Here is a 25,515-nt window from a genome sequence, read left to right as displayed (position 1 = left end):
CTTCAGATCTCCATGCCCAGCATTTGCGCGACCGTATGCACGTCCTTGTCGCCGCGGCCCGACAGGTTGACGATCATCACCTTGTCCTTGCCCATCGTCGGCGCGACCTTGACCGCATGCGCGATGGCATGGGCCGATTCCAGCGCCGGGATGATGCCTTCCACCTTGGTGGTGAGCTGGAACGCCTCCAGTGCCTCGTCGTCGAGGATCGGCACATATTCGACACGGCCGCTGTCGCGCAGCCAGCTGTGCTCCGGACCGACGCCGGGATAGTCGAGACCGGCGGAGATCGAGTGGCCGTCGAGAATCTGGCCGTCGTCGTTCTGCAGGAGATAGGTGCGGTTGCCGTGCAGCACGCCGGGGCTGCCGGCGTTCATCGAGGCGCAGTGCTCGATGCCGTCGAGCCCGCGGCCGCCGGCTTCGATGCCGACGATCTTGACGCTGCGGTCGTCGAGGAACGGGTGGAACAGGCCGATCGCGTTCGAGCCGCCGCCGACGGCGGCCACGATCACGTCGGGCAGGCGCCCTTCCTGCTCGAGGATCTGCTGGCGCGCCTCGGTGCCGATCACCGACTGGAAATCGCGGACGAGCTCAGGATAGGGGTGCGGGCCGGCGGCCGTGCCGATCAGGTAATAGGTGTCGTGGACATTGGTGACCCAGTCGCGCAGCGCCTCGTTCATGGCGTCCTTGAGCGTGCCGTGGCCGGCGTTGACCGGGCGCACTTCGGCGCCGAGCAGCTTCATCCGGAAGACGTTGGGCTTCTGCCGCTCGACGTCGGTGGCGCCCATATAGACGAAGCACGGGAAGCCGAAACGGGCAGCAACCGTCGCCGACGCGACGCCGTGCTGGCCGGCGCCTGTTTCGGCGATGATGCGGGTCTTGCCCATGCGCTTGGCGAGCAGGATCTGGCCGAGGCAGTTGTTGATCTTGTGCGAGCCGGTGTGGTTCAGGTCTTCGCGCTTGAAGTAGATCTTCGCGCCGCCGAGATGCCTGGTCAGGCCTTCGGCGTAATAGAGCTTCGACGGCCGGCCGGCATAGTGGGTCGACAGATCGCGCAGCTCTTCCTTGAAGGCCGGATCGTTCTTGGCCTCGTCCCAGTGACGCTGCAGCTCGAGGATCAGCGGCATCAGCGTTTCGGCAACGAACCGGCCGCCAAAAATGCCGAACATGCCCTGCTCGTCGGGTCCGGTACGGAAAGAATTGGGCTCAGTCGGCTTGTTCACGGCCGATCTCCTTGCGGCTGGAGGCTCGATCAGGCAGCGCTGCGGTCGCTAGCTGCCCGGACGGCCCTGAAGAAATTCTCGATAAGCGCCGCATCCTTGACGCCCGGTGCGCTTTCCACGCCCGAGGAAATGTCGATGCCGGGCGGGTTTGCAAGCTGGATGGCGTCGCCGATGTTGCCGGCGTTCAGCCCACCGGAAAGCATGTAATCGACGGAGGCGTCAAGGCCCGCGAGCAGCCGCCAGTCGAAGGAAACGCCGTTGCCGCCGGGCAATTCGGAGCCGGCAGGCGGCTTGGCATCGAAAAGCAGGCGGTCGGCGACACCGGCATAAGGTATGATCGCCTCGAAATCTCCCGCCTCGCGAATGGAAAACGCCTTCATGACGGGCAGGCCGTAGCGCGCCTTGACCTCGGCCACCCGCGCCGGGCTTTCCTTGCCGTGCAGCTGGATCATGTCGGGCGCCATGGCGGCGACGATCTTGTCGAGGAAGACATCGTCGGCATCGACGGTCACGGCGACCGCCTTGGCCCTGCCGCGTGCTGCCTCGCGCAGCCGCCCGGCGTCTTCGGGCGAGACGTTGCGCGGGCTCTTGGCGAAGAAGATGAAGCCGACATGGCTCGCGCCATTGCCGAGCGCCGCCTGAAGCGCCTCATCGGTCTTGAGGCCGCAGATCTTGATGTCGAAAGCCATGGGGTGGGAGTGGCACGAAAAGGCGGCGAAGTCGAGGAAAACAGCGAATAGCGAATAGCGAATAGGGAGTAGGGAGTAGGGAGTAGGGAAGGCCACCAACTCGCAGGGCGGCCTGAAAGCACCAACGGCGCCGCCGCGCAATCCCACTACTCGCTATTCGCTATTCCCTATTCCCTACTCGCTCACTCGAACTGTATCGCCTGCAGCGCGCTGCCGTTGCGCTTGAGCCACGCTTTGCAGCGCTCGGTGTCGGGGCAGAGGTCCTCGCACAGCTTCCAGAATTTCGGCCCGTGGTTCATCTCGCGCAGATGCGCCACCTCGTGGGCGACGAGATAGTTGATGACCGGCGTCGGCGCCATCATGATCCGCCACGAGAACGACAGCACCCCGTCCGAGGTGCAGGAGCCCCAGCGGCTGGAGGTGTCGCGGAAGCGGATCGCCTTGGCGCGGCGGCCGGCTGCCTCGCAATGCTTCGCCACCATCGCCTCGATGTCGCGCTTGGCCTCGCGCTTGAGGAAGTCGGCGATGCGGCGCGGCAGGTGAACCCGGTCGCCGTGGACGACAAGGGTCGGTCCTGTTTCATCCTCGCCCAGCCGCACCGTTCCGCGCGCACCACCTTCGTGGACGATCAGATGCGGGGTGCCGCGGATCGGGATCTTGATGCCGGGGCGCACCAGCGGCCGGTCGGGCACCTTGGCGAGGCGCTGCTCCAGCCAGCCCTGGTGGCGGTCGAGGAAGCGGTCGACCTCGCCCTGGCGCAGGCCGGGCGGCACGGTGATGCGCAGGCCGCGGCCGCCCGCGTCGATGCGCAGCGTCAGCCGCCGGGCCCTGTCGTTCTCGACGATGCGCAGCGGCAGCGTGCGGCCGGCAACGATGTGATCCCGCTCCAGGACGGGTGCAGGCGCTGGCTTGGTCAGCTTGCGGAAGAAGCCAAAGGACATGGCGGCAGACTAGATGATTCGAGGGAAATCGGAGCCAAAGAAAACGGCGCCGCTTGCACGGCGCCGTTGGCGTTCAACGGATGGAGGCGACCTCAGTCGTCAAGCAGGCCAGCCTTGCCGCCCTTCTTGGGCGTGACCGTCGGCGCGGTCGGCTTGTTGCGGTTGGCCATGAAGCGATCGAAGTCGTCCTGGTCCTTGGCCCGGCGCAGTTCGCGGGCATAGGTGTCGAACTCGTCGCGCATCTCGTCCAGCTTGCGGCGCTCTTCGTTCAGGCGATCGAGTTCCTTCTCGCGCCAGTCGTCGAAGGCGACATTGCCGGTCTGGGCGCTGGCCCGGTAGGAAGCCTTGCGGCAGCCGGCGAAGACGCCGTCGGTCGCGCGGTTGACATCGCGCTTGAAACCGTCAAGCCGGTCGCCCCAGATGATGTAGGCAAGCATGGCGAGGCCGAGCGGCCAGAACACCATGAAGCCGATCACCATCAACGCGATGGTTGCCGGCGTCCAGGCCGGGCGGATCAGTGCAGTCGTGTTCATAGTAGATTGCCGTTCCTTGTTTGAGGCAGCCAGGGAAAAAGCTGCTCCAAACGACATGGGAAAGCAAAAATGGCGATTCAAGACGGTGCCGGCCAAAACCGGACAAGGGCCTGCGAATCCTAGCCTTTTTTCAGGTTTTCCAGGACCAGCACGATCAGGCCGGCAACCAGCCCCCAGAAAGCCGAACCGACGCCGAGCAACGTCAGCCCCGAGGCGGTGACGACGAAGGCCGTCGTCGCGGCCATGCGGTGGTGGTCGTCCTTGAGCGCGATCGCCAGCGCATTGGCGAGCGAAGCCATCAGGGCCAGCCCCGCCACCAGCACGATCAGGCTCGGCGGCAGCACCGCGAAGATCGCCACCAGCGAGGCGCCGAAGGCGGCGAAGGCGACATAGGCAAGCGCATAGAATGGCCCGGTCTTCCAGCGCTCCTTCATGTCGGGATGTACATCCGGCCCAGTGCAGATCGCCGCCGAAATCGCCGCCAGGTTGGTGGTCGAGGCGCCGAACGGCGCCGACAGCACCGAAAACAGCCCGGTCACTCCGATCAGCGGGCCGGGTTCGGGGTGGTAGCCGGCGGCGCGCAGCACGGCGAGGCCGGAAAGGTTCTGCGACGCCATGGTGACGAGATAGAGCGGCACGGCCAGGCCGATGATGGCGGTGGCGGTGAATTCGGGCGCGATCAGCGTCAGCGTCGAAAGTTCCGGCGTCGGCAAGCCGCCGACACGACCGGTGAGAAATGCCGCCAGCCCGCCGCCGACCAGCACCACCAGCACCGAAAGAGCAGGATTGTAGAGCCGGATCAGGAAGAAGGCCGCGATCAGCGGCAGGATCAGCCAGGGGTCGGAGGGCACCGTCTTGGCGGCGTTGATGGCGAAGGTCACGACGATGCCGGCGAGCATCGCCGAGGCCACCGAGGCCGGGATGCGCGAGATCAGCTGCGTCAGCGGCTTGATCAGGCCGGTGAGCACCAGAAGCACCCCGGTGACGAGGAAGGCGCCGACCGCCTCGCCGATGCTGAAGCCGCTGCTCGCTGCGATCAGTGCCGCGCCCGGTGTCGACCATGCGGTGATGACCGGCATCTTCGTCCGCCACGACAGCCACGCCGTCTCCACCGCCATGGCGAGGCAGATGGCGGTCACCCAGCTCGCCGTCTGCACCTGCGTCGCGCCGACCGCCACGGCTGCGGCGATGATGATGGCCAGCGTGCCGCCGAAGCCGACGATGGCTGCCACGAAGGCCGAGATCGGGATCGATATGCGCATGCGTTCAGCCCGCCCGTCCGATCATTTCGCCGACCGCGCGGGTCAGCAGGTCGAGATCCTCGGGCCGCGACAGCCGGTGATCGCCATTGGGCACCAGCGACAGCGTCGCGTCGTCGGCGGGCAGGAGGCTCATCAGCTTCAGCGCGTGGCTGTGCGGCACGTCAGGATCGGCAAGGCCCTGGATGATGTGTACGGGGCAATGCGTGTGGATCGGCCCGGTCATGACCAGGTTCCGGCGCCCGTCCTCGATCAGCGCGCGGGTATAGATGTAGGGCTCCGGCGAATAGTCCGACGGCTCCTCGAAATAGCCCTTCTCGACGAGGTCCCTGCGCTGCGCCTCGGTCAGCGCCGGTTCGACCAGTTCGGCGGTGAAGTCGGGCGCCGGCGCCAGGAGCACCAGGCCGGCGATGCGGTCGCCCTCGCCTGCCTTGTTGAGCTCTTCGTTCATCCTGAGCGCGATCCAGGCGCCCATTGACGAGCCGACCAGCACCTGCGGGCCGTTCGTGAATTTTCGGAAGGCGGCCATGCTTTCGGCCAGCCATTTGGAAATCGTGCCGTCGGCAAAGGCGCCGCCGCTTTCGCCATGGCCGGAATAATCGTGGCGCAGGAAGGCGCGTCCCTCGCCCACCGCCCAGGCGGCCAGCGTCTCGGCCTTGGTTCCCAGCATGTCCGACTTGTAGCCGCCGAGCCAGACCACGCCGGGTGTCGCCCCCTCTGCATGACGGATGGCGATGCGGGTGTTGTCGACCTCGATGAAGTCCGGCGTGCTGGCAGTCATGTCAAATCCCCTCGGCACGGACTTGTGGCACAGCCGGCCCGATGCCGAAAGTGCCGTAAGAATCGTTCTTTTGGGGCAGTTCGCATGCGCGGAAGCAGGTGATTTGTTGCGAGTGCTGTGTTATTGACTTCGCCCGCGCGCCCCCACATTGGCGCGTCCGCACACATGACAACGTCAATGGCTCGAGGAGACAACGACCATTCGCAGACCTTTTAAAGCAGCCGCACCCACCAAGGACGGCCCGCGCGCTAACCGTGACATCCGGGTTCCCCGGGTCCAGTTGATCGACGTCGACGGTTCCAACCGTGGCGATGTTTCCATCAACGACGCACTCCTGGCCGCCGAAGAGGCAGGCCTCGATCTCGTAGAAATTTCCCCCAACGCCCAGCCGCCCGTCGTCAAGATCCTTGACCTTGGCAAGCTGAAATACGCCAACCAGAAGAAGGCGGCCGAGGCGCGCAAGAACCAGAAGGTCATCGAGATCAAAGAGATCAAGATGCGCCCGAACATCGACGACCACGACTACGAAACCAAGATGAAGGCGGTCCGCCGCTTCTTCGAGGAAGGCGACAAGGTCAAGCTGACGCTCAGGTTCCGCGGCCGCGAAATGGCCCACATGGAACTCGGCATGCAGCTCCTCAACAAGGTTCGTGAGGAAACCGCCGCCATCGCCAAGGTCGAAGCCGAGCCCAAGCTCGAAGGCCGCCAGATGATGATGGTGCTGGCTCCGCGTTGATGCCTGGCTGCCCGAAAATCGACACAGATTTTCGGAATTCACGGCGCGACTGAAACTGCCCGAGCGTTTCTGCGCGTCCGAAAGGACGCGCGGCGCTCGGCGGGTTCCGGCATTGCTGCCGGAACGGGACCATTTCTCCTGCAAGGCGCCAAGCGGCACACTCGTCACAAGCGAGCGGCTGGCGAGTGGAAAGCGATGAGCGAGCCGGAATACCAGGGTCTGGGCAATTACCAGCACAGGCGCCGCATCGTGCTTGCCGTGCTGATCGTGACGCTGTTTGCAGCACTGCTGTTCGGCCAGTCCTCTTTCCCGCCCGACACGACGATCCACGAGGTCGTCGAAATGGCCGGCATCCTGATGATCTTCCTCGGCATCGTTGGCAGGCTGTGGTGCACGCTCTACATCGGCGGGCGCAAGTCGGGCGAGATCGTCACCGGCGGGCCGTATTCGATGACCCGCAACCCGCTCTATGTCTTCTCGACGCTGGCTGCCGCCGGCGTCGGTGCGCAGATGGGCTCGATCGTCACCGCCATCGGCTTCGCGCTGATGTGCGCCGCGGCCTTCCACGTCGTCATCCTGCGCGAGGAAAAGCACCTCGGACACCTCTTCGGTCCCGAATACTCCGCCTACGTCAAGCGTGTTCCGCGCTTCGTTCCCAATCTCTCCCTCTATGAAGAGGACGACACCGGCAGCTTCCGGCCGAAGCTTCTGCTCAACACCCTGCTCGATGGTCTCGTCTTCCTGGTGGCGCTGCCCGTCTTCGAACTGATCGACCACGCCCAGGTGACGGGCGTGTTGCCGGTGCTGTTCCGCCTCCCCTGAGGCCGCGGAATCATTGCCGTTGCGGCCCTTTCAGGGTGTTGCACTGCGCCAAACTTCCGCGTATATAGCCGCGTCCAAGAACCGCCCGGCAGGGCATGCCGTGGCGGTTTCCTTTGCTTTTCGGGCTTTGGTCGGCCTGAAAACAACAACATGAAGGGGTTCGCAGCACTTTCGGGTGCAACGGAATCCTGAAGAACGGAGTAGCAAAATGCCCAAGATGAAGACCAAATCCGCTGCCAAGAAGCGGTTCAAGATCACCGCGACCGGCAAGGTCCTGGCGGCTGCCGCCGGCAAGCGCCATGGCATGATCAAGCGTTCCAACAAGTTCATTCGCGATGCCCGCGGCACGATGGTTCTGGCTGAACCGGACGGCAAGAAGGTCATCAAGAATTTTCTGCCGAACGGCCTCTGAGCACTCGGCCTGGATAGCGTTTTAAGGAGATCATGACATGGCACGTGTAAAAAGGGGCGTAACCGCCCACGCCAAGCACAAGAAGGTTCTGCAGGCTGCCAAGGGCTTCTACGGCCGCCGCAAGAACACCATCCGCATTGCCAAGCAGGCGGTGGAAAAGTCGAAGCAGTACGCTTACCGCGACCGCAAGAACCGCAAGCGCAACTTCCGCGCCCTGTGGGTCCAGCGCATCAACGCCGCGGTCCGCGAGCACGGCCTGACATATGGCCGCTTCATCGACGGACTGAACAAGGCCAACATCGAGATCGATCGCAAGATCCTGTCCGACATGGCCATCCATGAGCCGCAGGCATTCGCCGCGCTCGTGGCCAAGGCCAAGGTTGCTCTTGAGTACCTCAAGAACACCACCCCGAATGCTTTTGAAAGCGCTGTTGCTTAACCAGCGCCTTCCCAAGCATCACTGACTTGATTTGGGAAACCCGCGCTGGCACGGCTGGCGCGGGTTTTTCTTTGCAGCAACGAAGGGCCGTTAGGGCCGCAACGGAACTGGACCATGAGCGATCTTGAAACTCTCGAACAGTCGCTGCTGAGCGACATCGCTTCCGCCTCCGACGAGCAGGCGATCGAGGCGGTGCGCGTCGCCGCCCTCGGCAAGAAGGGCTCGGTCTCGGAGATGCTGAAGACCCTCGGCGGCATGAGTGCCGAAGAGCGCCAGACCAAGGGCCCGGCGATCAACGGCCTGAAGAATCGCGTCACCGATGCGCTCACCGCCCGCAAGTCCGAGCTGCGCGATGTCGCCATCAATGCGCGTCTGATCGCCGAAAAGGTCGATGTGACGCTGCCGGTGCGCCAGTCGCCGGCCGAGCGCGGCCGCATCCACCCGATCAGCCAGGTCATCGACGAGATCGCGGCGATCTTCGGCGATCTCGGCTTCGCCATCGCCGAAGGCCCCGATGTCGAGACCGACCACTACAATTTCACCGCGCTGAACTTCCCCGAGGGGCATCCGGCGCGCGAGATGCACGACACCTTCTTCTTCCCGCCGGATGCCAATGGCGAGCGCAAGCTCCTGCGCACCCACACCTCGCCGGTGCAGATACGCACCATGGAGACGCAGAAGCCGCCGATCCGCATCGTCATCCCGGGCAAGACCTATCGCCAGGATTCGGACGCCACCCACTCGCCGATGTTCCATCAGGTCGAGGGCCTGGTGATCGACAAGACCGCCAACATCGCCAACATGAAGTGGGTGCTGGAGGAGTTCTGCAAGGCATTCTTCGAGGTGCCCTCGGTCAAGATGCGCTTCCGCCCGTCCTTCTTCCCGTTCACCGAGCCGAGCCTCGAGGTCGATATCCAGTGCGACCGTTCGCGTCCCGGCGAGGTGCGCTTCGGCGAAGGTAACGACTGGATGGAGATTCTCGGCTGCGGCATGGTTCATCCGAACGTGCTGCGCCATGGCGGTCTCGATCCCGACGAGTACCAGGGCTTCGCCTGGGGCATGGGCATCGACCGCATCGCCATGCTGAAATACGGCATGCCCGACCTGCGCGCCTTCTTCGACGCCGACGTTCGCTGGCTCCAGCACTATGGCTTCCGTCCGCTCGATATGCCGACCTTGTTCGGTGGCCTGAGCGCATGATCGACGCCGCCGACCGATATGCCGGTGCGGTGACCTTCGCCTTCGGTGACAGCCCGGAGCTCGCCGACGAGCTGCTGGCGCTGGTGCTGTCGGGCAAGAAGACAGCGACCTGCGGCGCCTTGCGTGACTATGGTGGCGACGAGCCGGTGCCCGAGGTCGGCCGACGCGACGTGGTGCTCGACGGCCAGGGCCGCAGGGCGGCCGTCATCGAGACCGTCGAGGCGATCCAGCGTCGCTTCGACGAGGTCGATGCCGAATTTGCTGCCGCGGAAGGCGAGGGCGACCTGTCCTATGAATACTGGCGTCAGGCCCACGAGGCCTATTTCGCCCGCAATGGCGGCTTCTCGCCGGACATGATTTTGGTTTGTGAGCGGTTCCGTGTGGTGGAAGTGCTCGACCGCAACGACACGAAACGAGTGAACCCATGAAATTCACGCTCTCCTGGCTCAAGGATCATCTCGACACCGACGCCACGCTCGACCAGATCGTCGAGCGCCTGACCTCGATCGGCCTCGAAGTCGAGTCCGTCGACGACAAGGCGGCCCTCAAGCCTTTCGTCATCGCCAAGGTGCTGACGGCAAGCAGGCACCCCGACGCCGACAAGCTGCAGGTCCTGACCGTCGACACCGGTGACGGCAAGCCGGTGCAGGTCGTCTGCGGCGCGCCCAATGCGCGTGCCGGCCTGGTCGGCGCCTTCGCCGCGCCCGGCGCCTATGTGCCCGGCATCGACGTCACCCTGTCGGTCGGCAAGATCCGTGGCGTTGAAAGCCACGGCATGATGTGCTCCGAGCGCGAGTTGCAGCTGTCGGACGAGCACAACGGCATCATCGACCTGCCGGCCGATGCGCCTGTCGGCACGTCATTCGCGACCTACGCCCATCTCGACGACCCGATGATCGAGATCAACCTGACCCCGAACCGCCCCGACGCCACCAGCGTCCACGGCATCGCCCGCGACCTCGCGGCGTCCGGCATGGGCACGCTCAAGGGTGATGCGGTCGAAGCCGTTGCCGGCGAGGGCGACTGCCCGGTCAAGGTTTCGATCGAGGCGCCCGAACTCTGCCCGGGCTTTGCCTTGCGCCTGGTGCGCGGCGTCAAGAACGGCCCTTCGCCCAAGTGGATGCAGCAACGCCTGCTGGCCATTGGCCTGCGCCCCATCAGCGCACTGGTCGATATCACCAATTATATCACCTTCGATCGCGGCCGGCCGCTGCACGTCTACGATTTGAAGAAGGTCGTGGGCAATCTGGTCGTCCGACGGGCTCTGGAGGGGGAGAAGGTGCTGGCACTCGACGGGCGCGAGTACACTCTGACTCCAGAGATGTGCACCATTGCCGATGCTGAAGGCGCCGATTCCATCGCTGGCGTCATGGGTGGCGAGCACACGGGCTGCGACGAGAACACGACCGACGTGCTGATCGAGTCGGCTCTGTGGGCGCCGCTCAACGTCGCCCGCACCGGCCGCACGCTCGGCATCATCACCGATGCGCGTTACCGCTTCGAGCGCGGCGTCGACCCCGAATTCATGGTTCCGGGTATCGAGCTGGCAACGAAGCTGGTGCTGGAGCTCTGCGGAGGCCAGCCGACGAAAACCGATGTCGTCGGCTATGCCGGCCATCAGGCCAAGGTCGTCTCCTTCCCGCTCAGCGAGGTCAAGCGCCTGACCGGCATCGAGGTTGCCAAGGCCGAGAGCCTCGACATCCTCACCCGCCTCGGTTTCGGCGTGAAGGGCAATGGCGACGTCGTCGACGTCTCCGTGCCGTCCTGGCGCCCCGATGTCGACGGCAAGGCCGACCTCGTCGAGGAGGTCATGCGCATCCACGGCGTCGACAACATCGCGCCGCAGCCGCTCGGCGCGCATGATGCCGTCAACGGCAAGATATTGACCACGCTGCAGATACGCACCCGCTCGGCGCGGCGCGCGCTCGCCGTGCGCGGCATGATGGAGGCCGTCACCTGGTCTTTCATTCCGGCAAAGCACGCCGAGCTGTTCGGCGGCGGCCAGGACAGCCTCAAGCTGTCGAACCCGATCGCAGCCGACATGTCGGACATGCGGCCTTCGCTGCTGCCCGGCCTGATCGCCGCGGCCCAGCGCAACGCCGATCGTGGTCTTGGCGACGTCGCCTTGTTCGAAGTCTCCGGCACCTATGAGAGCGACACCGCCGAGGGCCAGCGCCGTGTCGCCGCCGGCGCCCGCCGCGGCACCGCCAAGCTCGAAGGCTCGGGCCGCAACTGGTCCGGCAATGCAGGCAATGTCGGCGTCTTCGACGCCAAGGCCGATGCCATCGCCGCACTCGAAGCCTGCGGCGCACCGGTCGACCGGCTGCAGATCGAAACCGGTGCCCCGGCCTGGTACCACCCCGGCCGCTCGGGCGTGATCAAGCTCGGCCCCAAGGTCGTGCTCGGCACCTTCGGCGAGTTCCATCCGAGGACGCTCGAAGGCCTCGACGTGTCGGGCCCGCTCTGCGGCTTCGAGGTTTACGTCGATGCCATCCCCGAGCCCAAGGCCAAGCCGACCAAGACCAAGCCGAAGCTCGAACTGTCGGCCTTCCAGGCGGTCAAGCGCGACTTCGCCTTCGTCGTCGACAAGGCCGTCGAGGCCGGCACGCTGACCAAGGCAGCGCTTGCCGCCGACAAGAAGCTGATCACCGGCGTTTCGGTCTTCGATATCTTCGAAGGTGCATCGCTCGGCGAGGGCAAGAAGTCGGTCGCCATCGAGGTTTCGATCCAGCCGCAGGAAAAGACGCTGACCGACCAGGACTTCGAGGCGCTCGCGGCCCGTATCGTCGAGAACGTCAAGAAACAGACCGGCGGCGCGCTGCGCAGCTGATTGCCGGATAGCCGAATGCTGGAAAAGGCCGGGCCTCGAGCCTGGCCTTTTTCGTTGCCGGGAAACATTCGTCCTTCCCGCTCGTTGAAGCCAGCGATGCTGCGCAACACCGATACCCGTTATGGCTGGGCGTCGATCGGCCTCCACTGGCTGATCGCTCTCCTGTTCATCGGCCAGTTCGGGCTCGGGCTGGTGATGGTCCGCATCGCCAGCCAGCGCATCGCGTTCGAGCTGATCCAGCTGCACAAATCCTTCGGTTTCCTGCTGCTTGGGCTGGTGCTGGTCCGCATCGGCTGGCGGCTCGGCAATGCCAGTCCAGAACTGCCCGAGGAGGTTGGGCCGATGGAGCGGCGGGCGGCGCCTGCCGTGCATGTCCTGCTCTATGCCGTTCAGCTCGTCGTGCCGCTGTCGGGCTGGGTGCTGGTGTCGGTCTCGGTGCTCGAAATCCCGTCGATGCCGTTCAATCTGTTCGTCATGCCGCATCTGCCGCTGCAGGTGTCCGATGCGGCCGAGACATTCTGGATCTTCGGCCACAAATGGCTGGCCTACGCCGGCATCGCGCTGGTCGTGCTGCACGTGCTGGCGGCGCTGCGACATCATTTCTGGCTGCGCGATGTGGTGCTGGTGCGGATGATCTCGCCCTTTTTCCCAACGTCCGCGCGAAAGCCGGAATAGCCGCCGCCACCCGTTCGTTTGTCTCGGTGCGTGGCCCGGATGGGCCTTGCCATCAGGGAGTATGATGAAATGTCCTTGCGTATTCTGAGCGCCGCAACCCTCATTGCGGTCGGTCTTCTCGGCGACACGGCTTCGGCGGTGGCGCTGTCGGATGCGGCCGGCCGGTATGCCATTTCCAACAACGGCTCGAGCATCCGCTTTGCCATCGGCAAGATCGGCGGCGGCGGGCTGAACGGCGCCTTCGGTCAGTTCAAGGGCACGATCCGCATCGATGGCGGCGACATCGGCCGCTCGCGTGTCGACCTCACCATCTTCCCAGACAGCGTCGGCACCGGCCAGGGCCGAGTCGACGCCTTCCTGAAGTCGGACGCCGTCTTCGATGTCGCCAATTCGCGCCAGATCACCTTCCGCTCGACAAGCGTCCAGCGCACTGGCGACAACTCGGCCGTCATCACCGGCCAGCTGACGGCGCGCGGTCACACCTTCACCGAAAAGTTCACCGCCGAACTGCAGGGCATGAAGGGCGGGCAGATCAGCTTCCATGTCAGCGGCAAGGTGTTCCGCTCGCGCTACCAGATGGATGTCGGCACGCCGATCTATTCCAACATCGTCGCCTTCGACATGCAGTTCAGCGGCCGCCGCGGCTGAGCGCCCTGCCCGAAACCTCTGGCGTTTCGCCGCTGCTTCCGCCAAGCTCGGCGACGCGCCGGGCTGGCGCGCAGTCCGTTTCGGGAGGGTCAGATGTTTCGCTGGGGTGTACTTTCGACAGCCAAGATCGGCCGCGAGCAGCTGCTGCCGGCGATTGCCGATTCCACCAACGGCGTGGTCGCCGCGATCGCCAGCCGCGACGTCGCCAAGGCCCGGGCGCTCGCCGACCGGTTCGGCGCGCGCCATGCCTTCGGCTCCTATGAAGAGCTGCTCGCCTCCGACACGGTCGACGGCGTCTACATTCCGCTGCCGACCTCGCAGCATCTCGAATGGGCGGCGAAGGCGGCCGAGGCGGGCAAGCACGTGCTGGTCGAAAAGCCGCTGGCGCTGAACGCCGCCGACATCGCTCCGCTGATCGAGATCCGCGACCGCAAGAAGGTCATCGTTTCCGAGGCCTTCATGGTCACCTACCACCCGCAATGGATCAAGGTGCGCGACCTGATTGCCGGCGGCGCCATCGGCAAGCTCAAGCACGTCCAGGGTGCTTTCTCCTACTTCAACGTCGACCCCAACAACATGCGCAACCAGCTCGACCTCGGCGGCGGCGCGCTGCCCGACATCGGCGTCTATCCGACCGTGTCGACGCGGTTTTCGACCGGCAAGGAGCCGCAACGCGTCCAGGCCAGCATCGAGCGTGATCCGAAATTCGGCACCGACATCTATTCCAGCGTGCGCGCCGATTTCGGCGATTTCGAGCTGTCCTTCTACCTCTCCACCCAGCTCGCCAACCGCCAGCTGATGGTCTTCCATGGCGACAAGGGCTTCATCGAGGTGCGCTCGCCGTTCAATGCCGGGCTCTACGAGCAGGAGTGCGTCGAGCTGCACAATGCCGGCCACAACGAAACGACGGTGTTCCATTTCTCCGGCGCCAAGCAGTACCGGCTCGAGGTCGAGGCCTTCGTCCGCGCCGCGCAAGGCGGGCCCGACCACGTCTTCTCGCTCGAAGAATCGGTGCTCAACCAGAAAGTCATCGACGCTATCTTCCGCGCCGGCGACCATGACGGATGGGAGAAAGTCTAGGCATCCCAGCCTTCGCGCCGGCTTGCCGCCGGTCGCGCGAAGGCTGTCGTTTGCGCCGTGCCGTGCTAGGGAGCGCCGCATGATGTCCGATATGGAAGGCGCGCGGCGATGATTCCCTGGATAGTGCTCGACACCGCGAAGATCCCCGGCGGCGGCGAACTGCGCCTCAAGCAGCGCGGCACCGAGTTTTCGATCATGCTCGGTTCCAACGAGCTGATGAACAGCCGCCTGAGCGGCTCCGAGGAAGCACTGGCGAAGCTCGCCTGCGACCGCATCGGCGGCCGCAGCAAACCGACGATCCTGATCGGCGGCCTCGGCATGGGCTTTACGCTCCGCGCCGCCCTGGCGCTTCTCGGCAAGGATACCCGCATCGTCGTCGCCGAACTGGTGCCCGAGGTGATCGCCTGGGCGCGCGGGCCGATGGCCGAGGTCTTTGGCGGTTGCCTCGACGATCCGCGCGTCGAGGTGGTGGAGGGCGATGTCGGCAGGCTCATCCGCGATGGCGCCGGCACCTATGATGCGATCCTGCTCGATGTCGACAACGGCCCCGAGGGCCTGTCGCGCGACGCCAATGACAGCCTCTACAACTACGCCGGCCTCCATGGCGCCAAGGCCGCGCTGAAGCCGGGTGGCGTGCTGACCGTGTGGTCGCAAGGGCCCGACAAGTCGTTCTCGCGCCGTCTGCACGAGAGTGGCTTCGTCACCGACGAGGTCAAGGTCCGCGCCAGCACCAAGGGCGGCGGCGCCCGCCACGTCGTCTGGGTGGCGGTGAGCGGCGGAGCGCCCAAGCCGAAGGGCCGGCGGTAGCGCGCTCTTCCCTTCTCCCCGTGCGGGAAAAGGTGCCCCGCCCCTCGACAAGCTCGGGAGGGCGGATGAGGGGTGCATACGCTCGGATGTGTTCGCCATTCAGAGCCGCCTCCTGCAACCTCTCATTCCTTCCAACACCCCTCATCCGACCTCGCTTTGCTCGGCCACCTTCTCCCACAAGGGGAGAAGGCAAGTCCCTGCCTTGCCACGCTCGCTTTCGCGCCTGGCCATTGCTTGCGAAAAGGTTCGGGAAGCGGGGCGCGAGGCCGTGCCTTCCGATAGTATCTTATGCGGCGCGACGTCCGCGCCCCGCCGGCGATTTCTGTTCCCGCCCGTTCCGCTTCCTGGAGCCTGGGCATTGGTGCCCTTGCCCACCCTAGCGCATCGTCCAGCGCACCCGGGCCGTAGTGCCCGGAGGGGAACCCTCGGACGGAACCTCCCCGGGCAACAGGCTACGTTGGCCCATTGCCGGAGGCGCCGGTTCCTCCCCACATGCCACCGTCGCGACCGGTGTTCCCGCGGGAGGAACTGCCGATGATTGTACGGGAGGCTTCTGGGGGCGTGGAAGAGAGGGGCGCGGCTATCCACGGAGGTTGGTGACAGATGGTGACAGGATGCACCGATGCCGTGATGCCGAAGCTGCACCGGTGGTCCAGGATTCTGGAAATGGCTGTACACCGTCGTTGCAACGCTCCATCAGGAAATCTCCACCCCCGTGGAAAATCTGTCCGCCTCGACAATCACCACCACACCCCGCCGCGCGTCACACGAATACGCGGGCGGCCGTTGTCGGGTGGGTTGAGCGGGGTTTCGCAGGCGGGCCGCGTGTCGTCGGCGAAGTCGCTGTTGGCGGCGTTGATGAAGCCGCGGGCGCCGCCCGGCAGGTAGGTTCCGGGATGGGAGCGGATCTTCGGGATCATCGAGGGCCGTGGCGCACGCGGCAGGTCCGGTGCGCCGGCGGCGGCAATCTCGTCGGCGACATCCCCCTTCAGCGCCCGGAGCCGGGCGACGCGGTCGGCGGTCAGCGGATGGCTGCGCAGCACCGAGGGGTCGGGAATGCGGCCGCTGGGCAAGAGGATGTTTTCCCACAGCTTGCCTTGCGCGCGTTCGAGCTTGGTCAGCGCCGAAGCCAGCCCGTCGGGATCGCCGGTCAAGGCTGCCGCGCCAAGATCGGCATCGAATTCGCGGGTGCGCGACAGCGCCATCTGCAACAGCCCTCCGACGGTGGGCGCGGCCAGCAGGACCAGCACCGCCAGCCAGGGCACCTGGGCGCGGAAGCCGCCGGCAAAGCCGAACAGGTTGAAGAACAGGGAAAACAGGCCGACCGTCGACATGAACGAGGTGAAGCGCGACACCATGTCGGCGAAGGCCATCACCTTCACGTCCTCATGGGCGATGTGGCTGATTTCGTGGGCGAGAACGCCGGCCAGTTCGCGCGGGGTGAGGCTGCGGGCGAGCGCGTCGGTGACGGCGATCGCCGCGTCTTCGCGGCGGCCGACGGCGAAGGCGTTCATCATCTTGGACGGGATGACGTAGAGTTTGGGCACCGCCGGCAGCTCGGCGCGGCGGGCGAGTTCCTGGACGATGCGGAAGCCGGCAGGAAAGTCGGCCGCGCTGACCTCCCTTGCCTTGTACATCGACAGCACCATCTGTGGGCTGATGCGCCGCACCGCCCACATCGAGACGGCGCCGAAGATCAGTGCATAAAGAAGGCCAGTGCTGCCGGCGAAGGCCCAGGCGGTGATGCCGAGCAGCAACAGGCTGCCGGCCCCGAGCAGCCAGGTTTGCAGCATATTCAGTGTACGGTTGCGCCGATGCTCGAATAGGTTGATGGAATGCAGCTCGCTCATGCCTGGAATATGAGCTTGCCACAGGCTTTTGCCGAGTCCCGGCGCAGGAAATTTGCAGAACGCTTGCGCTGCCAGAAGCCTGTTCTTATATACGCCGCAACACCGCTTCGGCCCGGAAAACCGGTGTCCGGAGCGGCATTTCGAGTGAACAGGGGCTTTCGTCGGAACGCCTTTATGGGTCCGGAAAGCCTGCTTAGCGGAGAGAAGACGTAAAAATGGCAAAAGTTATCGGCATCGACCTGGGAACGACCAATTCCTGCGTCGCCGTCATGGACGGCAAGGACGCGAAAGTCATCGAGAACGCGGAAGGCGCGCGCACGACCCCTTCCATCGTCGCCTTCAGCGGTGACGGCGAGCGTCTCGTCGGCCAGCCGGCCAAGCGCCAGGCGGTCACCAATCCTGAAAACACCGTCTTTGCGGTCAAGCGCCTGATCGGCCGCCGCTATGACGACCCGGTCACCGCCAAGGACAAGAAGCTTGTCCCCTACGAGATCGTCAATGGCGACAATGGCGACGCCTGGGTCGAGGCCGGCGGCAAGAAGCAGTCGCCCAGCCAGATCTCGGCGATGATCCTGCAGAAGATGAAGGAAACGGCGGAAGCCTATCTCGGCGAGAAGGTCGAGAAGGCCGTCATCACCGTTCCGGCCTATTTCAACGACGCCCAGCGCCAGGCCACCAAGGATGCCGGCAAGATCGCCGGCCTCGAAGTGCTGCGCATCATCAACGAGCCGACCGCGGCAGCGCTGGCCTATGGCCTCGACAAGACCGAAGGCAAGACCATTGCGGTCTATGACCTTGGCGGCGGCACCTTCGACATTTCCGTGCTCGAGATCGGCGACGGCGTGTTCGAGGTCAAGTCGACCAACGGCGATACCTTCCTCGGCGGCGAAGACTTCGACATGCGCCTGGTCGAGTACCTGGCGGCCGAGTTCAAGAAGGAACAGGGCATCGACCTGAAGAACGACAAGCTTGCCCTGCAGCGCCTCAAGGAAGCTGCGGAAAAGGCCAAGATCGAGCTGTCGTCGACGACCCAGACCGAAATCAACCTGCCCTTCATCACCGCTGACGCCACCGGCCCGAAGCACCTGACGCTGAAGCTGTCGCGCGCCAAGTTCGAGCAGCTGGTCGACGACCTCGTCCAGCGCACGATCGAGCCGTGCAAGGCAGCGCTCAAGGATGCCGGCCTCAGGGCTGGCGAGATCGACGAAGTGGTCCTGGTCGGCGGCATGACCCGCATGCCCAAGATCCAGGAGATCGTGAAGCAGTTCTTCGGCAAGGAGCCGCACAAGGGCGTCAACCCCGATGAGGTGGTTGCTCTCGGTGCCGCCATCCAGGCCGGCGTGCTGCAGGGCGACGTCAAGGACGTGCTGCTGCTCGACGTGACCCCGCTGTCCCTCGGCATCGAGACGCTGGGCGGCGTGTTCACCCGCCTGATCGAGCGCAACACCACGATCCCGACCAAGAAGAGCCAGGTCTTCTCGACGGCTGAGGACAGCCAGTCGGCCGTGACGATCCGCGTCTTCCAGGGCGAGCGTGAAATGGCTGCCGACAACAAGATGCTCGGCCAGTTCGACCTCGTCGGCATTCCGCCCGCACCGCGCGGCGTGCCGCAGATCGAAGTGACCTTCGACATCGACGCCAACGGCATCGTCAATGTCTCGGCCAAGGACAAGGGCACCGGCAAGGAGCACCAGATCCGCATCCAGGCTTCTGGCGGTCTCTCCGACGCCGACATCGACAAGATGGTCAAGGACGCCGAGGTCAATGCCGAGGCCGACAAGAAGCGCAAGGCGCTGGTCGAGGCACGCAACCAGGCCGAAAGCCTGCTGAACTCGTCGGAAAAGTCGCTGAAGGACTATGGCGACAAGGTCACCGAGGCCGACCGCACCGCGATTTCGGATGCGATCGCCGCGCTGAGGACCGCCACCGAGGGCGACGACGCAGAAGCGATCAATGCCAAGTCGCAGGCGCTCGCCGAAGCTTCGATGAAGCTCGGCCAGGCGATGTACGAGGCTTCGCAGAAGGAAGCGGCCGAATCCGACGCCGCGGCTGACGCGGCCAAGGACAGCGACGTCGTCGACGCCGATTTCGAGGAAATCGACGACAACGACGACAAGAAGAAGTCGGCCTAAGTGCCTATTTCGAGGCTCTGACAAGAAAGCCCGGCGGTTTGGCCGGGCTTTTTTGCAACCTGAAGCGAAAAAATGCGGCGCAAGCCGCGCAAACTCTGGCATCGCGGCCTCAGGCTCACTAAATCGAAGCCTGTCGCCAGGAAACCGGCAAACAATGCCACAAGACATTGGGCAACCGGCAGCGGGAAGATATGAAAGCTGATTTCTACGAAACGCTGGGCGTTCAGAAGGGCGCTGACGAGAAGGAGCTGAAGTCGGCCTTCCGCAAGCTCGCCATGCAGTTCCATCCCGACCGCAATCCCGGCGACGATGCCTGCGAGCACAAGTTCAAGGAAATCAACGAAGCCTACGAGACGCTGAAGGACCCGCAGAAGCGCGCCGCCTACGACCGCTTCGGCCACGCCGCCTTCGAGAATGGCGGCATGGGCAATGGCGGCGGCCAGGGTTTTGGCGCCGGCGGTTTCGCCGACATCTTCGAGGACATCTTCGGCGACATGATGGGCGGGCGGCAGCGCCGCTCGTCGGGCGGGCGCGAACGCGGCGCCGACCTGCGCTACAACATGGAAATCACGCTCGAGGAGGCCTTTGCCGGCAAGACCGCGCAGATCCGCGTGCCGACCTCGATCCTGTGCACCGAATGCGCCGGTTCCGGCGCCAAGCCCGGCACCCAGCCGGTGACCTGCTCGATGTGCGCCGGCCACGGCAAGGTGCGCGCCAGCCAGGGCTTCTTCTCGATCGAACGCACCTGCCCGCAGTGCCAGGGCCGCGGCCAGACCATCAAGGACCCGTGCGGCAAGTGCGCCGGCCAGGGCCGCGTCACCGAGGAGCGCTCGCTGTCGGTCAACATTCCCTCGGGCATCGAGGACGGCACCCGCATCCGCCTCGCCAATGAGGGCGAAGCCGGCCTGCGCGGCGGCCCGTCGGGCGACCTCTACATCTTCCTGTCGGTCAAGCCGCACGAGTTCTTCCAGCGCGACGGTGCCGACCTCTATTGCAAGGTGCCGATCTCGATGACCACCGCCGCCCTTGGCGGTTCGTTCGAGGTGGCGACGCTCGATGGCACCCAGACGCGGGTGAAAGTGCCCGAAGGCACCCAGAACGGCCGCCAGTTCCGCCTCAAGGGCAAGGGCATGCCGATCCTGCGCCAGCCGCAGGTCGGGGACCTCTACATCCAGACCGCGGTGGAGACGCCGCAGAGCCTGACGCGGCGCCAGCGCGAGCTGCTGGAGGAATTCGAGAAGCTGTCCTCGACCGAGAATTCGCCGCAGTCGAGCGGTTTCTTCTCGCGCATGAAGGACTTTTTCGAGTCCTTCGGCGAGAAGTGAGAATTGTTTCTGCCGTAACGTAAATTGAGCCAGCTTTCCGCTTGCCTTGAGCCACTTTGCTGGTATTTCTCCCGCAGCAGGGGTGAGGAGATCAAAGCGATGCCACGTGGTTCCGGATTGCGCAAAACCCTTGCGGCCAAGTTCGACGACGAGTTGAAGTTCTTCAAAGGCTGGATCGACAAGCCGAAAGCCGTGGGTTCGATCGTGCCGACGAGCTCGGTCACGGCAAAGCGCATGGCCTCGGTCATCGACACCAGGTCCGGCCTGCCGGTGCTCGAGGTCGGCCCCGGAACCGGCGTCATCACCAAGGCGATCCTGGCCCACGGCGTCAAGCCGGAAGATCTCTACACCGTTGAATATTCAGCCGATTTCGTCCAGCACCTGCGCCGGCTCTACCCGCGCGTCAACGTCATCGAGGGCGATGCCTTCGCACTCGACGCCACGCTCGGCGACAAGAAGGACCTGGTGTTCGATTCGGTCATCTCTGGTGTGCCGCTGCTCAACTTCCCCGTCGCCAGCCGCGTCGCCTATCTCGAGGGCCTGCTCAAGCGCATTCCCGCCGGCCGCCCGGTGATCCAGCTCACCTACGGGCCGAAGTCGCCGATTCCGCCGGGACTGGGCAACTACACGGTCGAGCACTTCGACTTCGTCATCCGCAACATCCCGCCGACCCAGCTCTGGGTCTATCGCCGCGGCAAGCACTGACCTTGCCGCTCGGGTGCGCATCCGGGCTGAAAACCGCTTCACGTTTTTCCGATTTGCTCTATACCCGCAGCCATGACACTGAGCGCGCGCCTGGACGCGCGCAGCAGGATGGTTGATGCCGATAATTCCCAGGATCCTCGTCTTTGCCGGTTCGACCAGGACCGGCGCCTATAGCGGCCGGACCGCCGATTGCGCCCAGAAGGAATTGGCGCTGCAGGGCGCCGACGTGACCCGCATCTCGCTGGCCGATTATGCGCTGCCGCTGATGAACGAGGACCTCGAAGACCAGGAAGGCGTGCCCGAAAACGCCGTGAAGCTCGCCCGCCTGATCGACATGCATGACGCGGTGCTGATCGCCACCCCCGAATACAACGGCTCGATGCCGCCGCTGCTCAAGAATGCCATCGACTGGGTCAGTCGCGTCAGCCGCGACGGCACCACGCGGCTTCGTCCCTACCCCGACAAGCTGGTGGCCATCTGCTCCTCCTCCGACGGGCATTTCGCCGGCATCCGCAGCGCCAACCATCTGCGTGCCGTGCTGTCGCATATCCAGATGGACGTGATCTCGCCGCAGGTTTCGGTGCCGCATGGCGGCCAGGCCTTCGACGACAACGGCGATTTCCGCGAAGAACGCCTGCGCAAGGGCATGGAGCGGCTGTGCCGCGAACTGATCCAGCGGGCGATATTGCTGTCAACGAGGACCGAGCCATGAACATTGAAGCAGTGCGCGACAGGCTGATCGTCGGGCTGGACGTGCCCACGGTGAAGGACGCCGAGCGGGCGGTGCGCGATCTCGACGGCACCGCCACCTTCTTCAAGATCGGCTACCAATTGGCCTTTGCCGGCGGGCTCGACTTCGCCCGCGAACTCGCCAGCGACGGCAAGAAGGTGTTCCTCGACATGAAGCTGCTGGACATCGACAACACGGTGGCCAAGGGCGTCGAGAACATCGTCAAGATGGGCATGACGATGCTGACCCTGCACGCCTATCCCAAGGCGATGAAGGCAGCCGTCGAGGCGGCCAGGGGCAGCGACCTCTGCCTGCTCGCCGTCACCGTGCTGACCTCGATGGACGAAAAGGACGTGATCGACGCGGGTTACGAATACGACCCGCACACGCTGGTGCTGCGCCGCGCCGAACAGGCGCTCAAGGCGGGCATGGGCGGCATCGTCTGCTCGGCCAGCGAAGCGTCCGCCGTGCGCCGCATCGTCGGCCCGAGCATGGCCGTGGTGACGCCGGGCATCCGTCCGGCGGGCAGCGACCACGGCGACCAGAAGCGCGTCGTCACGCCGGCCGATGCCATCCGCAATGGCTCGAGCCATCTCGTCGTCGCCCGGCCGATCGTCGGCGCGGTTGACAGGCGGGCCGCCGCCCAGGCTATCCTGGAAGAGATGGCGCAGGCCTGAGCATTTTTCGGGGAGGAATTCATGACCAAGGCTTACTGGATCGCACGCGTCGACGTGCGCGACCCCGAGGGCTACAAGGGCTATGTCGCTGCGGCCAAGCCGGCATTCGAGCGCTTCGGCGCCAAGTTCATCGCCCGCGGCGGTGCCCATGAGGCGGTGGAAGGCCCCGGCCGCGCCCGCAACGTCATCATCGAGTTCGCCTCGATGGACGACGCCCGCAACTGCTATTTCTCGCCGGAATACCAGCACGCCAAGTCGATCCGCCAGCAATTCGCCGACGGCGAGATCATGCTGGTAGAGGGCATCTGACTTTCGAGCTGCGGAGGCGCTGACGCAGTTCTCCTGGCAGGCTGCGCCGCGCTATTGCCGTCAGGCGGGCGGCATCCGCCCGGTGCGGACGGAATAGGCCACCGCATCGCGGCCGGCCTGCTCCGCCTGCCGTGCGGCGGCCTCGAAATCATAGGGAACGGCGCGCAGTTCCGCCGCCCATCCGCCGGCGAGCTTTTCAACGATTGCATAGCGCGCGTGCGGCGTGCCTGCCTCCATCACATGCGGGACGGGCGACGTGTCGCGATATCCCGGCATGCCGACGCTGCCGGGATTGACGATCAGCACGCCTCCTGATGTGGCGATTCGCGGGATGTGGGTGTGTCCGCACAGGACCACGCGTGCCCGGCCGATCCCAGCGAGCCTAGGCAGGATGGCCTCTTGCCTGTCCAGCATGGGCCGGCCGGAACTCACGTCCTCCAACAGATATTCGAGGTCGCCGCCGGCCGAGCTGCCGTGGCAGGCAAACACTTCGCCATCGGCCAATTCGAGCGTGGCCGGCAGGCCGGCGATCCACTGGAAATGCGCGTCGGTCAGGCGCGGCCTCGCAAAGGCATCCGAAAACCCCGTATCGCCTGCCAGCAACTGGCGTTCGTGATTGCCGGCAACAGTCGGGCAGTCGAGTGCAATCTGCATGTCCGCGCTGCGCGCCGGATCGAACGGGCCGGAGACCAGATCGCCGAGATTGACGACGAGATCGACCGAGGACGCCTGGATGTGGGCGATGACTGCCTCGAGCGCCAGCGCGTTTCCGTGAACATCAGCGATTGCAGCTATCCGCATGGGCCTTCCCGTCCGTATCCGCGCCAGGGGCGACGCTAGTGCAAGCTGCCGTCGGCTGCAAACAGGGCCTCCCGCCTTGCTGGCCGGCGTGTTCCGGTTCGCACCTGCGATGTCTGCGCCTGCCTGTTCGTGCGTCAGATTTCGGCACTGCACAATGTCAAGGCATGCCATTTGTAAGCCGGCGGGCGCATTGGAAACGCTTTTTCAACAGCTTGGACTAAAGGATGACCCTGTTTCGCACCAAGTCGGATATTGCATCGCAGCAGATGTTTGCTACCTTTCGCTGCATTGCATGACGGGCCTCCGGCCGGCTCGCCTCCCGAATGGCCGTATGAGGACATCATGTTTTACCAGCTCTATGAATCGACCCATGCCGCGCTGCAGCCGGCGCGCGCGTACGCGGATGCGGTCAAGCTGTTCTATTCCAACCCGCTGAATCCCTTCTCGCACATGCCGCTCGGCCGCTCCGTGGCGGCGATGGCCGAGCTGTTCGAGCGCACCACCCGCCGCTATGGCAAGCCGGCCTTCGGCCTCGACAAGACGGTGGTCGACTGGCAGCCGGTGGCGGTGACCGAGAAGGTCGCCTGGTCGCGGCCGTTCTGCAACCTGATCCGTTTCGAGCGCGACCTGCCCGCCGGCCGCCGTCCCGATCCCAAGCTTCTGATCGTCGCGCCGATGTCGGGCCACTATGCCACGCTGCTGCGCGGCACGGTCGAGGCCATGCTGCCCCATGCCGACGTCTACATCACCGACTGGGCCGATGCCCGCATGGTGCCGGTGACCGAGGGCAAGTTCGATCTCGACGACTACATCGACTATGTCATCGACATGTTCCACGCGCTGGGACCCGACACCCATGTGATGGCGGTGTGCCAGCCTTCGGTGCCGGTGCTGGCCGCCGTCGCCGTCATGGAAGCCCGAGGCGACCGCTTCGCGCCATCGACCATGACGCTGATGGGCGGGCCGATCGACACGAGGCGCAACCCGACCGCGGTCAACGAGCTCGCCGAGAAGAAGAGCATCGACTGGTTCCGCAACAACGTCATCATGCAGGTGCCGTGGCCCGCGCCGGGCTTCACCCGCGACGTCTATCCGGGCTTCCTGCAGCTGTCGGGTTTCATGACCATGAACCTCGACCGCCACATCATCGCCCACAAGGACTTCTTCATGCACCTGGTGAAGAACGACGGCGACAGCGCGGAGAAGCACCGCGACTTCTATGACGAATATCTGGCGGTGATGGACCTGACCGCCGAGTTCTACCTGCAGACGGTCGACACAGTGTTCGTGCGCCACGCGCTGCCCAAGGGCGAGATGACCCATCGCGGCCAGCCGGTCGACACATCGGCGATCCGCAACGTCGCGCTGTTCACCGTCGAGGGCGAGAACGACGACATTTCCGGCCTCGGCCAGACGCAGGCCGCGCATGACCTGTGCCGCAACATCCCCGGGGAGATGAAGGCGCATTACATGCAGCCGGCCGTCGGCCACTACGGTGTCTTCAATGGCTCGCGCTTCCGCGCCGAGATCGTGCCGCGCATCGTCGATTTCATGGCCAGCTATGGCGCGTCGGCGCGCAAGCCGGCCAAGCCACGGCTGGTGCGCAAGGCCTGATCTCAGGCCTCCGCAGGCGACGATCCGTCTTATCCACAGAAGGGCCCGGCGCCAACCGCCGGGCCCTTCTGCTTTGTGGGGGCCGAACGGAGCGCAGTCGACGGCCTAAGCCCTTGAATCCATGCTGTGCGCCGTGCCGAAAGCCGTTCGTCGCTTGCCAGCTGACGCGATGCATCCTGTTGCACAATAGTCGCGTCGCATCACGCGCGGTAACCATGTCTGCAATCTGCCGCGAGCTTCGATTGACTCCGGGCCACCCTCGACCTTAACGTTTTGTTAACGATGTAAAGGGGCGAG

General features: G+C 65.0%; 26 protein-coding genes. 18 read left to right on the top strand and 8 right to left on the bottom strand.

All coding sequences use genetic code 11. The features are described 5' to 3' along the window. Positions 1-2: 2 nt before the first annotated feature. From trpB to GGR00_RS15760, 6 genes are all read right to left on the bottom strand, one after another. A complete protein-coding gene (trpB, locus tag GGR00_RS15785) occupies positions 3-1,223 on the bottom strand; it encodes a tryptophan synthase subunit beta (protein WP_184699953.1) in 1,221 nt (406 codons plus the stop codon). 29 nt (positions 1,224-1,252) lie between these two features. Beyond that, the gene (locus GGR00_RS15780) at positions 1,253-1,912 is read right to left on the bottom strand and encodes a phosphoribosylanthranilate isomerase (RefSeq protein ID WP_184699952.1); all 660 of its coding nucleotides are present in this window, start codon (positions 1,910-1,912) and stop codon (positions 1,253-1,255) included. A gap of 182 nt (positions 1,913-2,094) precedes the next feature. Beyond that, the gene (locus tag GGR00_RS15775) at positions 2,095-2,853 is read right to left on the bottom strand and encodes a M48 family metallopeptidase (RefSeq protein WP_184699951.1); all 759 of its coding nucleotides are present in this window, start codon (positions 2,851-2,853) and stop codon (positions 2,095-2,097) included. A gap of 92 nt (positions 2,854-2,945) precedes the next feature. Next, the gene (locus GGR00_RS15770; protein WP_055981963.1) at positions 2,946-3,386 is read right to left on the bottom strand and encodes a DUF2852 domain-containing protein; all 441 of its coding nucleotides are present in this window, start codon (positions 3,384-3,386) and stop codon (positions 2,946-2,948) included. 119 nt (positions 3,387-3,505) lie between these two features. Further along, on the bottom strand, positions 3,506-4,648 hold the full coding sequence (locus GGR00_RS15765) for a benzoate/H(+) symporter BenE family transporter (RefSeq protein ID WP_184699950.1): 1,143 nt from the start codon (positions 4,646-4,648) through the stop codon (positions 3,506-3,508). 4 nt (positions 4,649-4,652) lie between these two features. Then, a complete protein-coding gene (locus GGR00_RS15760; RefSeq protein ID WP_184699949.1) occupies positions 4,653-5,426 on the bottom strand; it encodes an alpha/beta hydrolase in 774 nt (257 codons plus the stop codon). Positions 5,427-5,625: 199 nt separating this feature from the next. On the opposite strand from GGR00_RS15760, the gene infC reads away from it, so the two are divergent. From infC to GGR00_RS15705, 11 genes are all read left to right on the top strand, one after another. Beyond that, positions 5,626-6,162: a translation initiation factor IF-3 gene (infC, locus tag GGR00_RS15755; RefSeq protein ID WP_082496743.1), complete on the top strand. Its 537-nt coding sequence runs from the start codon at positions 5,626-5,628 to the stop codon at positions 6,160-6,162. 195 nt (positions 6,163-6,357) lie between these two features. Beyond that, positions 6,358-6,984, top strand: a complete 627-nt coding sequence (locus GGR00_RS15750) for a methyltransferase family protein (RefSeq protein WP_184699948.1) — start codon at positions 6,358-6,360, stop codon at positions 6,982-6,984. Between the two features lie 208 nt (positions 6,985-7,192). After that, entirely contained in the window at positions 7,193-7,396 is a 204-nt protein-coding gene (gene rpmI / locus GGR00_RS15745) for a 50S ribosomal protein L35 (RefSeq protein ID WP_055981974.1), read from the top strand. Positions 7,397-7,433: 37 nt separating this feature from the next. Continuing rightward, a complete protein-coding gene (rplT, locus tag GGR00_RS15740; RefSeq protein WP_055981977.1) occupies positions 7,434-7,835 on the top strand; it encodes a 50S ribosomal protein L20 in 402 nt (133 codons plus the stop codon). A 114-nt stretch (positions 7,836-7,949) separates the two neighbouring features. Beyond that, positions 7,950-9,035 carry a phenylalanine--tRNA ligase subunit alpha gene (pheS, locus tag GGR00_RS15735; protein WP_055981979.1) on the top strand — a complete coding sequence of 362 codons (1,086 nt, stop codon included), beginning with the start codon at positions 7,950-7,952 and terminating at the stop codon, positions 9,033-9,035. Further along, positions 9,032-9,463, top strand: a complete 432-nt coding sequence (locus GGR00_RS15730; protein WP_055981984.1) for an ASCH domain-containing protein — start codon at positions 9,032-9,034, stop codon at positions 9,461-9,463. The genes pheS and GGR00_RS15730 overlap by 4 nt, the downstream gene beginning before the upstream one ends. Then, positions 9,460-11,865 carry a phenylalanine--tRNA ligase subunit beta gene (pheT, locus tag GGR00_RS15725; RefSeq protein WP_184699947.1) on the top strand — a complete coding sequence of 802 codons (2,406 nt, stop codon included), beginning with the start codon at positions 9,460-9,462 and terminating at the stop codon, positions 11,863-11,865. The genes GGR00_RS15730 and pheT overlap by 4 nt, the downstream gene beginning before the upstream one ends. A gap of 96 nt (positions 11,866-11,961) precedes the next feature. Then, entirely contained in the window at positions 11,962-12,540 is a 579-nt protein-coding gene (locus tag GGR00_RS15720; protein ID WP_055981989.1) for a cytochrome b, read from the top strand. A gap of 69 nt (positions 12,541-12,609) precedes the next feature. Next, complete coding sequence (locus GGR00_RS15715) at positions 12,610-13,188, top strand: YceI family protein (RefSeq protein ID WP_184699946.1); 579 nt, start codon at positions 12,610-12,612, stop codon at positions 13,186-13,188. Between the two features lie 93 nt (positions 13,189-13,281). Further along, positions 13,282-14,268 carry a Gfo/Idh/MocA family protein gene (locus GGR00_RS15710; RefSeq protein WP_184699945.1) on the top strand — a complete coding sequence of 329 codons (987 nt, stop codon included), beginning with the start codon at positions 13,282-13,284 and terminating at the stop codon, positions 14,266-14,268. A 108-nt stretch (positions 14,269-14,376) separates the two neighbouring features. Then, the gene (locus GGR00_RS15705) at positions 14,377-15,075 is read left to right on the top strand and encodes a spermidine synthase (protein WP_184699944.1); all 699 of its coding nucleotides are present in this window, start codon (positions 14,377-14,379) and stop codon (positions 15,073-15,075) included. Positions 15,076-15,815: 740 nt separating this feature from the next. Here GGR00_RS15705 and GGR00_RS15700 read toward each other — a convergent pair. After that, a complete protein-coding gene (locus tag GGR00_RS15700; protein WP_246441403.1) occupies positions 15,816-16,868 on the bottom strand; it encodes a zinc metalloprotease HtpX in 1,053 nt (350 codons plus the stop codon). A gap of 272 nt (positions 16,869-17,140) precedes the next feature. Between GGR00_RS15700 and dnaK the strand changes: the two genes are divergently transcribed. The 6 genes from dnaK to GGR00_RS15670 all read left to right on the top strand — a co-directional run bounded on the left by dnaK (position 17,141) and on the right by GGR00_RS15670 (position 22,803). Beyond that, positions 17,141-19,057: a molecular chaperone DnaK gene (gene dnaK / locus GGR00_RS15695; RefSeq protein WP_055982012.1), complete on the top strand. Its 1,917-nt coding sequence runs from the start codon at positions 17,141-17,143 to the stop codon at positions 19,055-19,057. A 191-nt stretch (positions 19,058-19,248) separates the two neighbouring features. After that, a complete protein-coding gene (gene dnaJ / locus GGR00_RS15690; RefSeq protein WP_055982014.1) occupies positions 19,249-20,382 on the top strand; it encodes a molecular chaperone DnaJ in 1,134 nt (377 codons plus the stop codon). 99 nt (positions 20,383-20,481) lie between these two features. Then, the gene (gene pmtA / locus GGR00_RS15685; RefSeq protein ID WP_055982018.1) at positions 20,482-21,087 is read left to right on the top strand and encodes a phospholipid N-methyltransferase PmtA; all 606 of its coding nucleotides are present in this window, start codon (positions 20,482-20,484) and stop codon (positions 21,085-21,087) included. A 115-nt stretch (positions 21,088-21,202) separates the two neighbouring features. After that, positions 21,203-21,799, top strand: a complete 597-nt coding sequence (locus tag GGR00_RS15680; RefSeq protein ID WP_055982021.1) for an NADPH-dependent FMN reductase — start codon at positions 21,203-21,205, stop codon at positions 21,797-21,799. Continuing rightward, entirely contained in the window at positions 21,796-22,494 is a 699-nt protein-coding gene (gene pyrF, locus GGR00_RS15675) for an orotidine-5'-phosphate decarboxylase (RefSeq protein ID WP_055982023.1), read from the top strand. Before GGR00_RS15680 ends, pyrF begins: the two co-directional genes overlap by 4 nt. Positions 22,495-22,515: 21 nt before the next feature. Next, positions 22,516-22,803 carry a DUF1330 domain-containing protein gene (locus GGR00_RS15670; protein WP_055982026.1) on the top strand — a complete coding sequence of 96 codons (288 nt, stop codon included), beginning with the start codon at positions 22,516-22,518 and terminating at the stop codon, positions 22,801-22,803. A gap of 60 nt (positions 22,804-22,863) precedes the next feature. Here GGR00_RS15670 and GGR00_RS15665 read toward each other — a convergent pair whose 3' ends face one another. Then, complete coding sequence (locus tag GGR00_RS15665; RefSeq protein ID WP_184699942.1) at positions 22,864-23,604, bottom strand: metallophosphoesterase family protein; 741 nt, start codon at positions 23,602-23,604, stop codon at positions 22,864-22,866. A 342-nt stretch (positions 23,605-23,946) separates the two neighbouring features. Between GGR00_RS15665 and GGR00_RS15660 the strand changes: the two genes are divergently transcribed. Beyond that, a complete protein-coding gene (locus tag GGR00_RS15660; protein ID WP_184699941.1) occupies positions 23,947-25,218 on the top strand; it encodes a polyhydroxyalkanoate depolymerase in 1,272 nt (423 codons plus the stop codon). The last annotated feature ends 297 nt before the right edge of the window (positions 25,219-25,515 follow it).

Origin of the sequence: Aminobacter aganoensis (assembly GCF_014206975.1) — a bacterium.
GTDB classification, from domain to species: domain Bacteria; phylum Pseudomonadota; class Alphaproteobacteria; order Rhizobiales; family Rhizobiaceae; genus Aminobacter; species Aminobacter aganoensis.
Note: the sequence above shows the minus strand (reverse complement) of the source record. Positions and strands in the feature narration are given on the sequence as shown.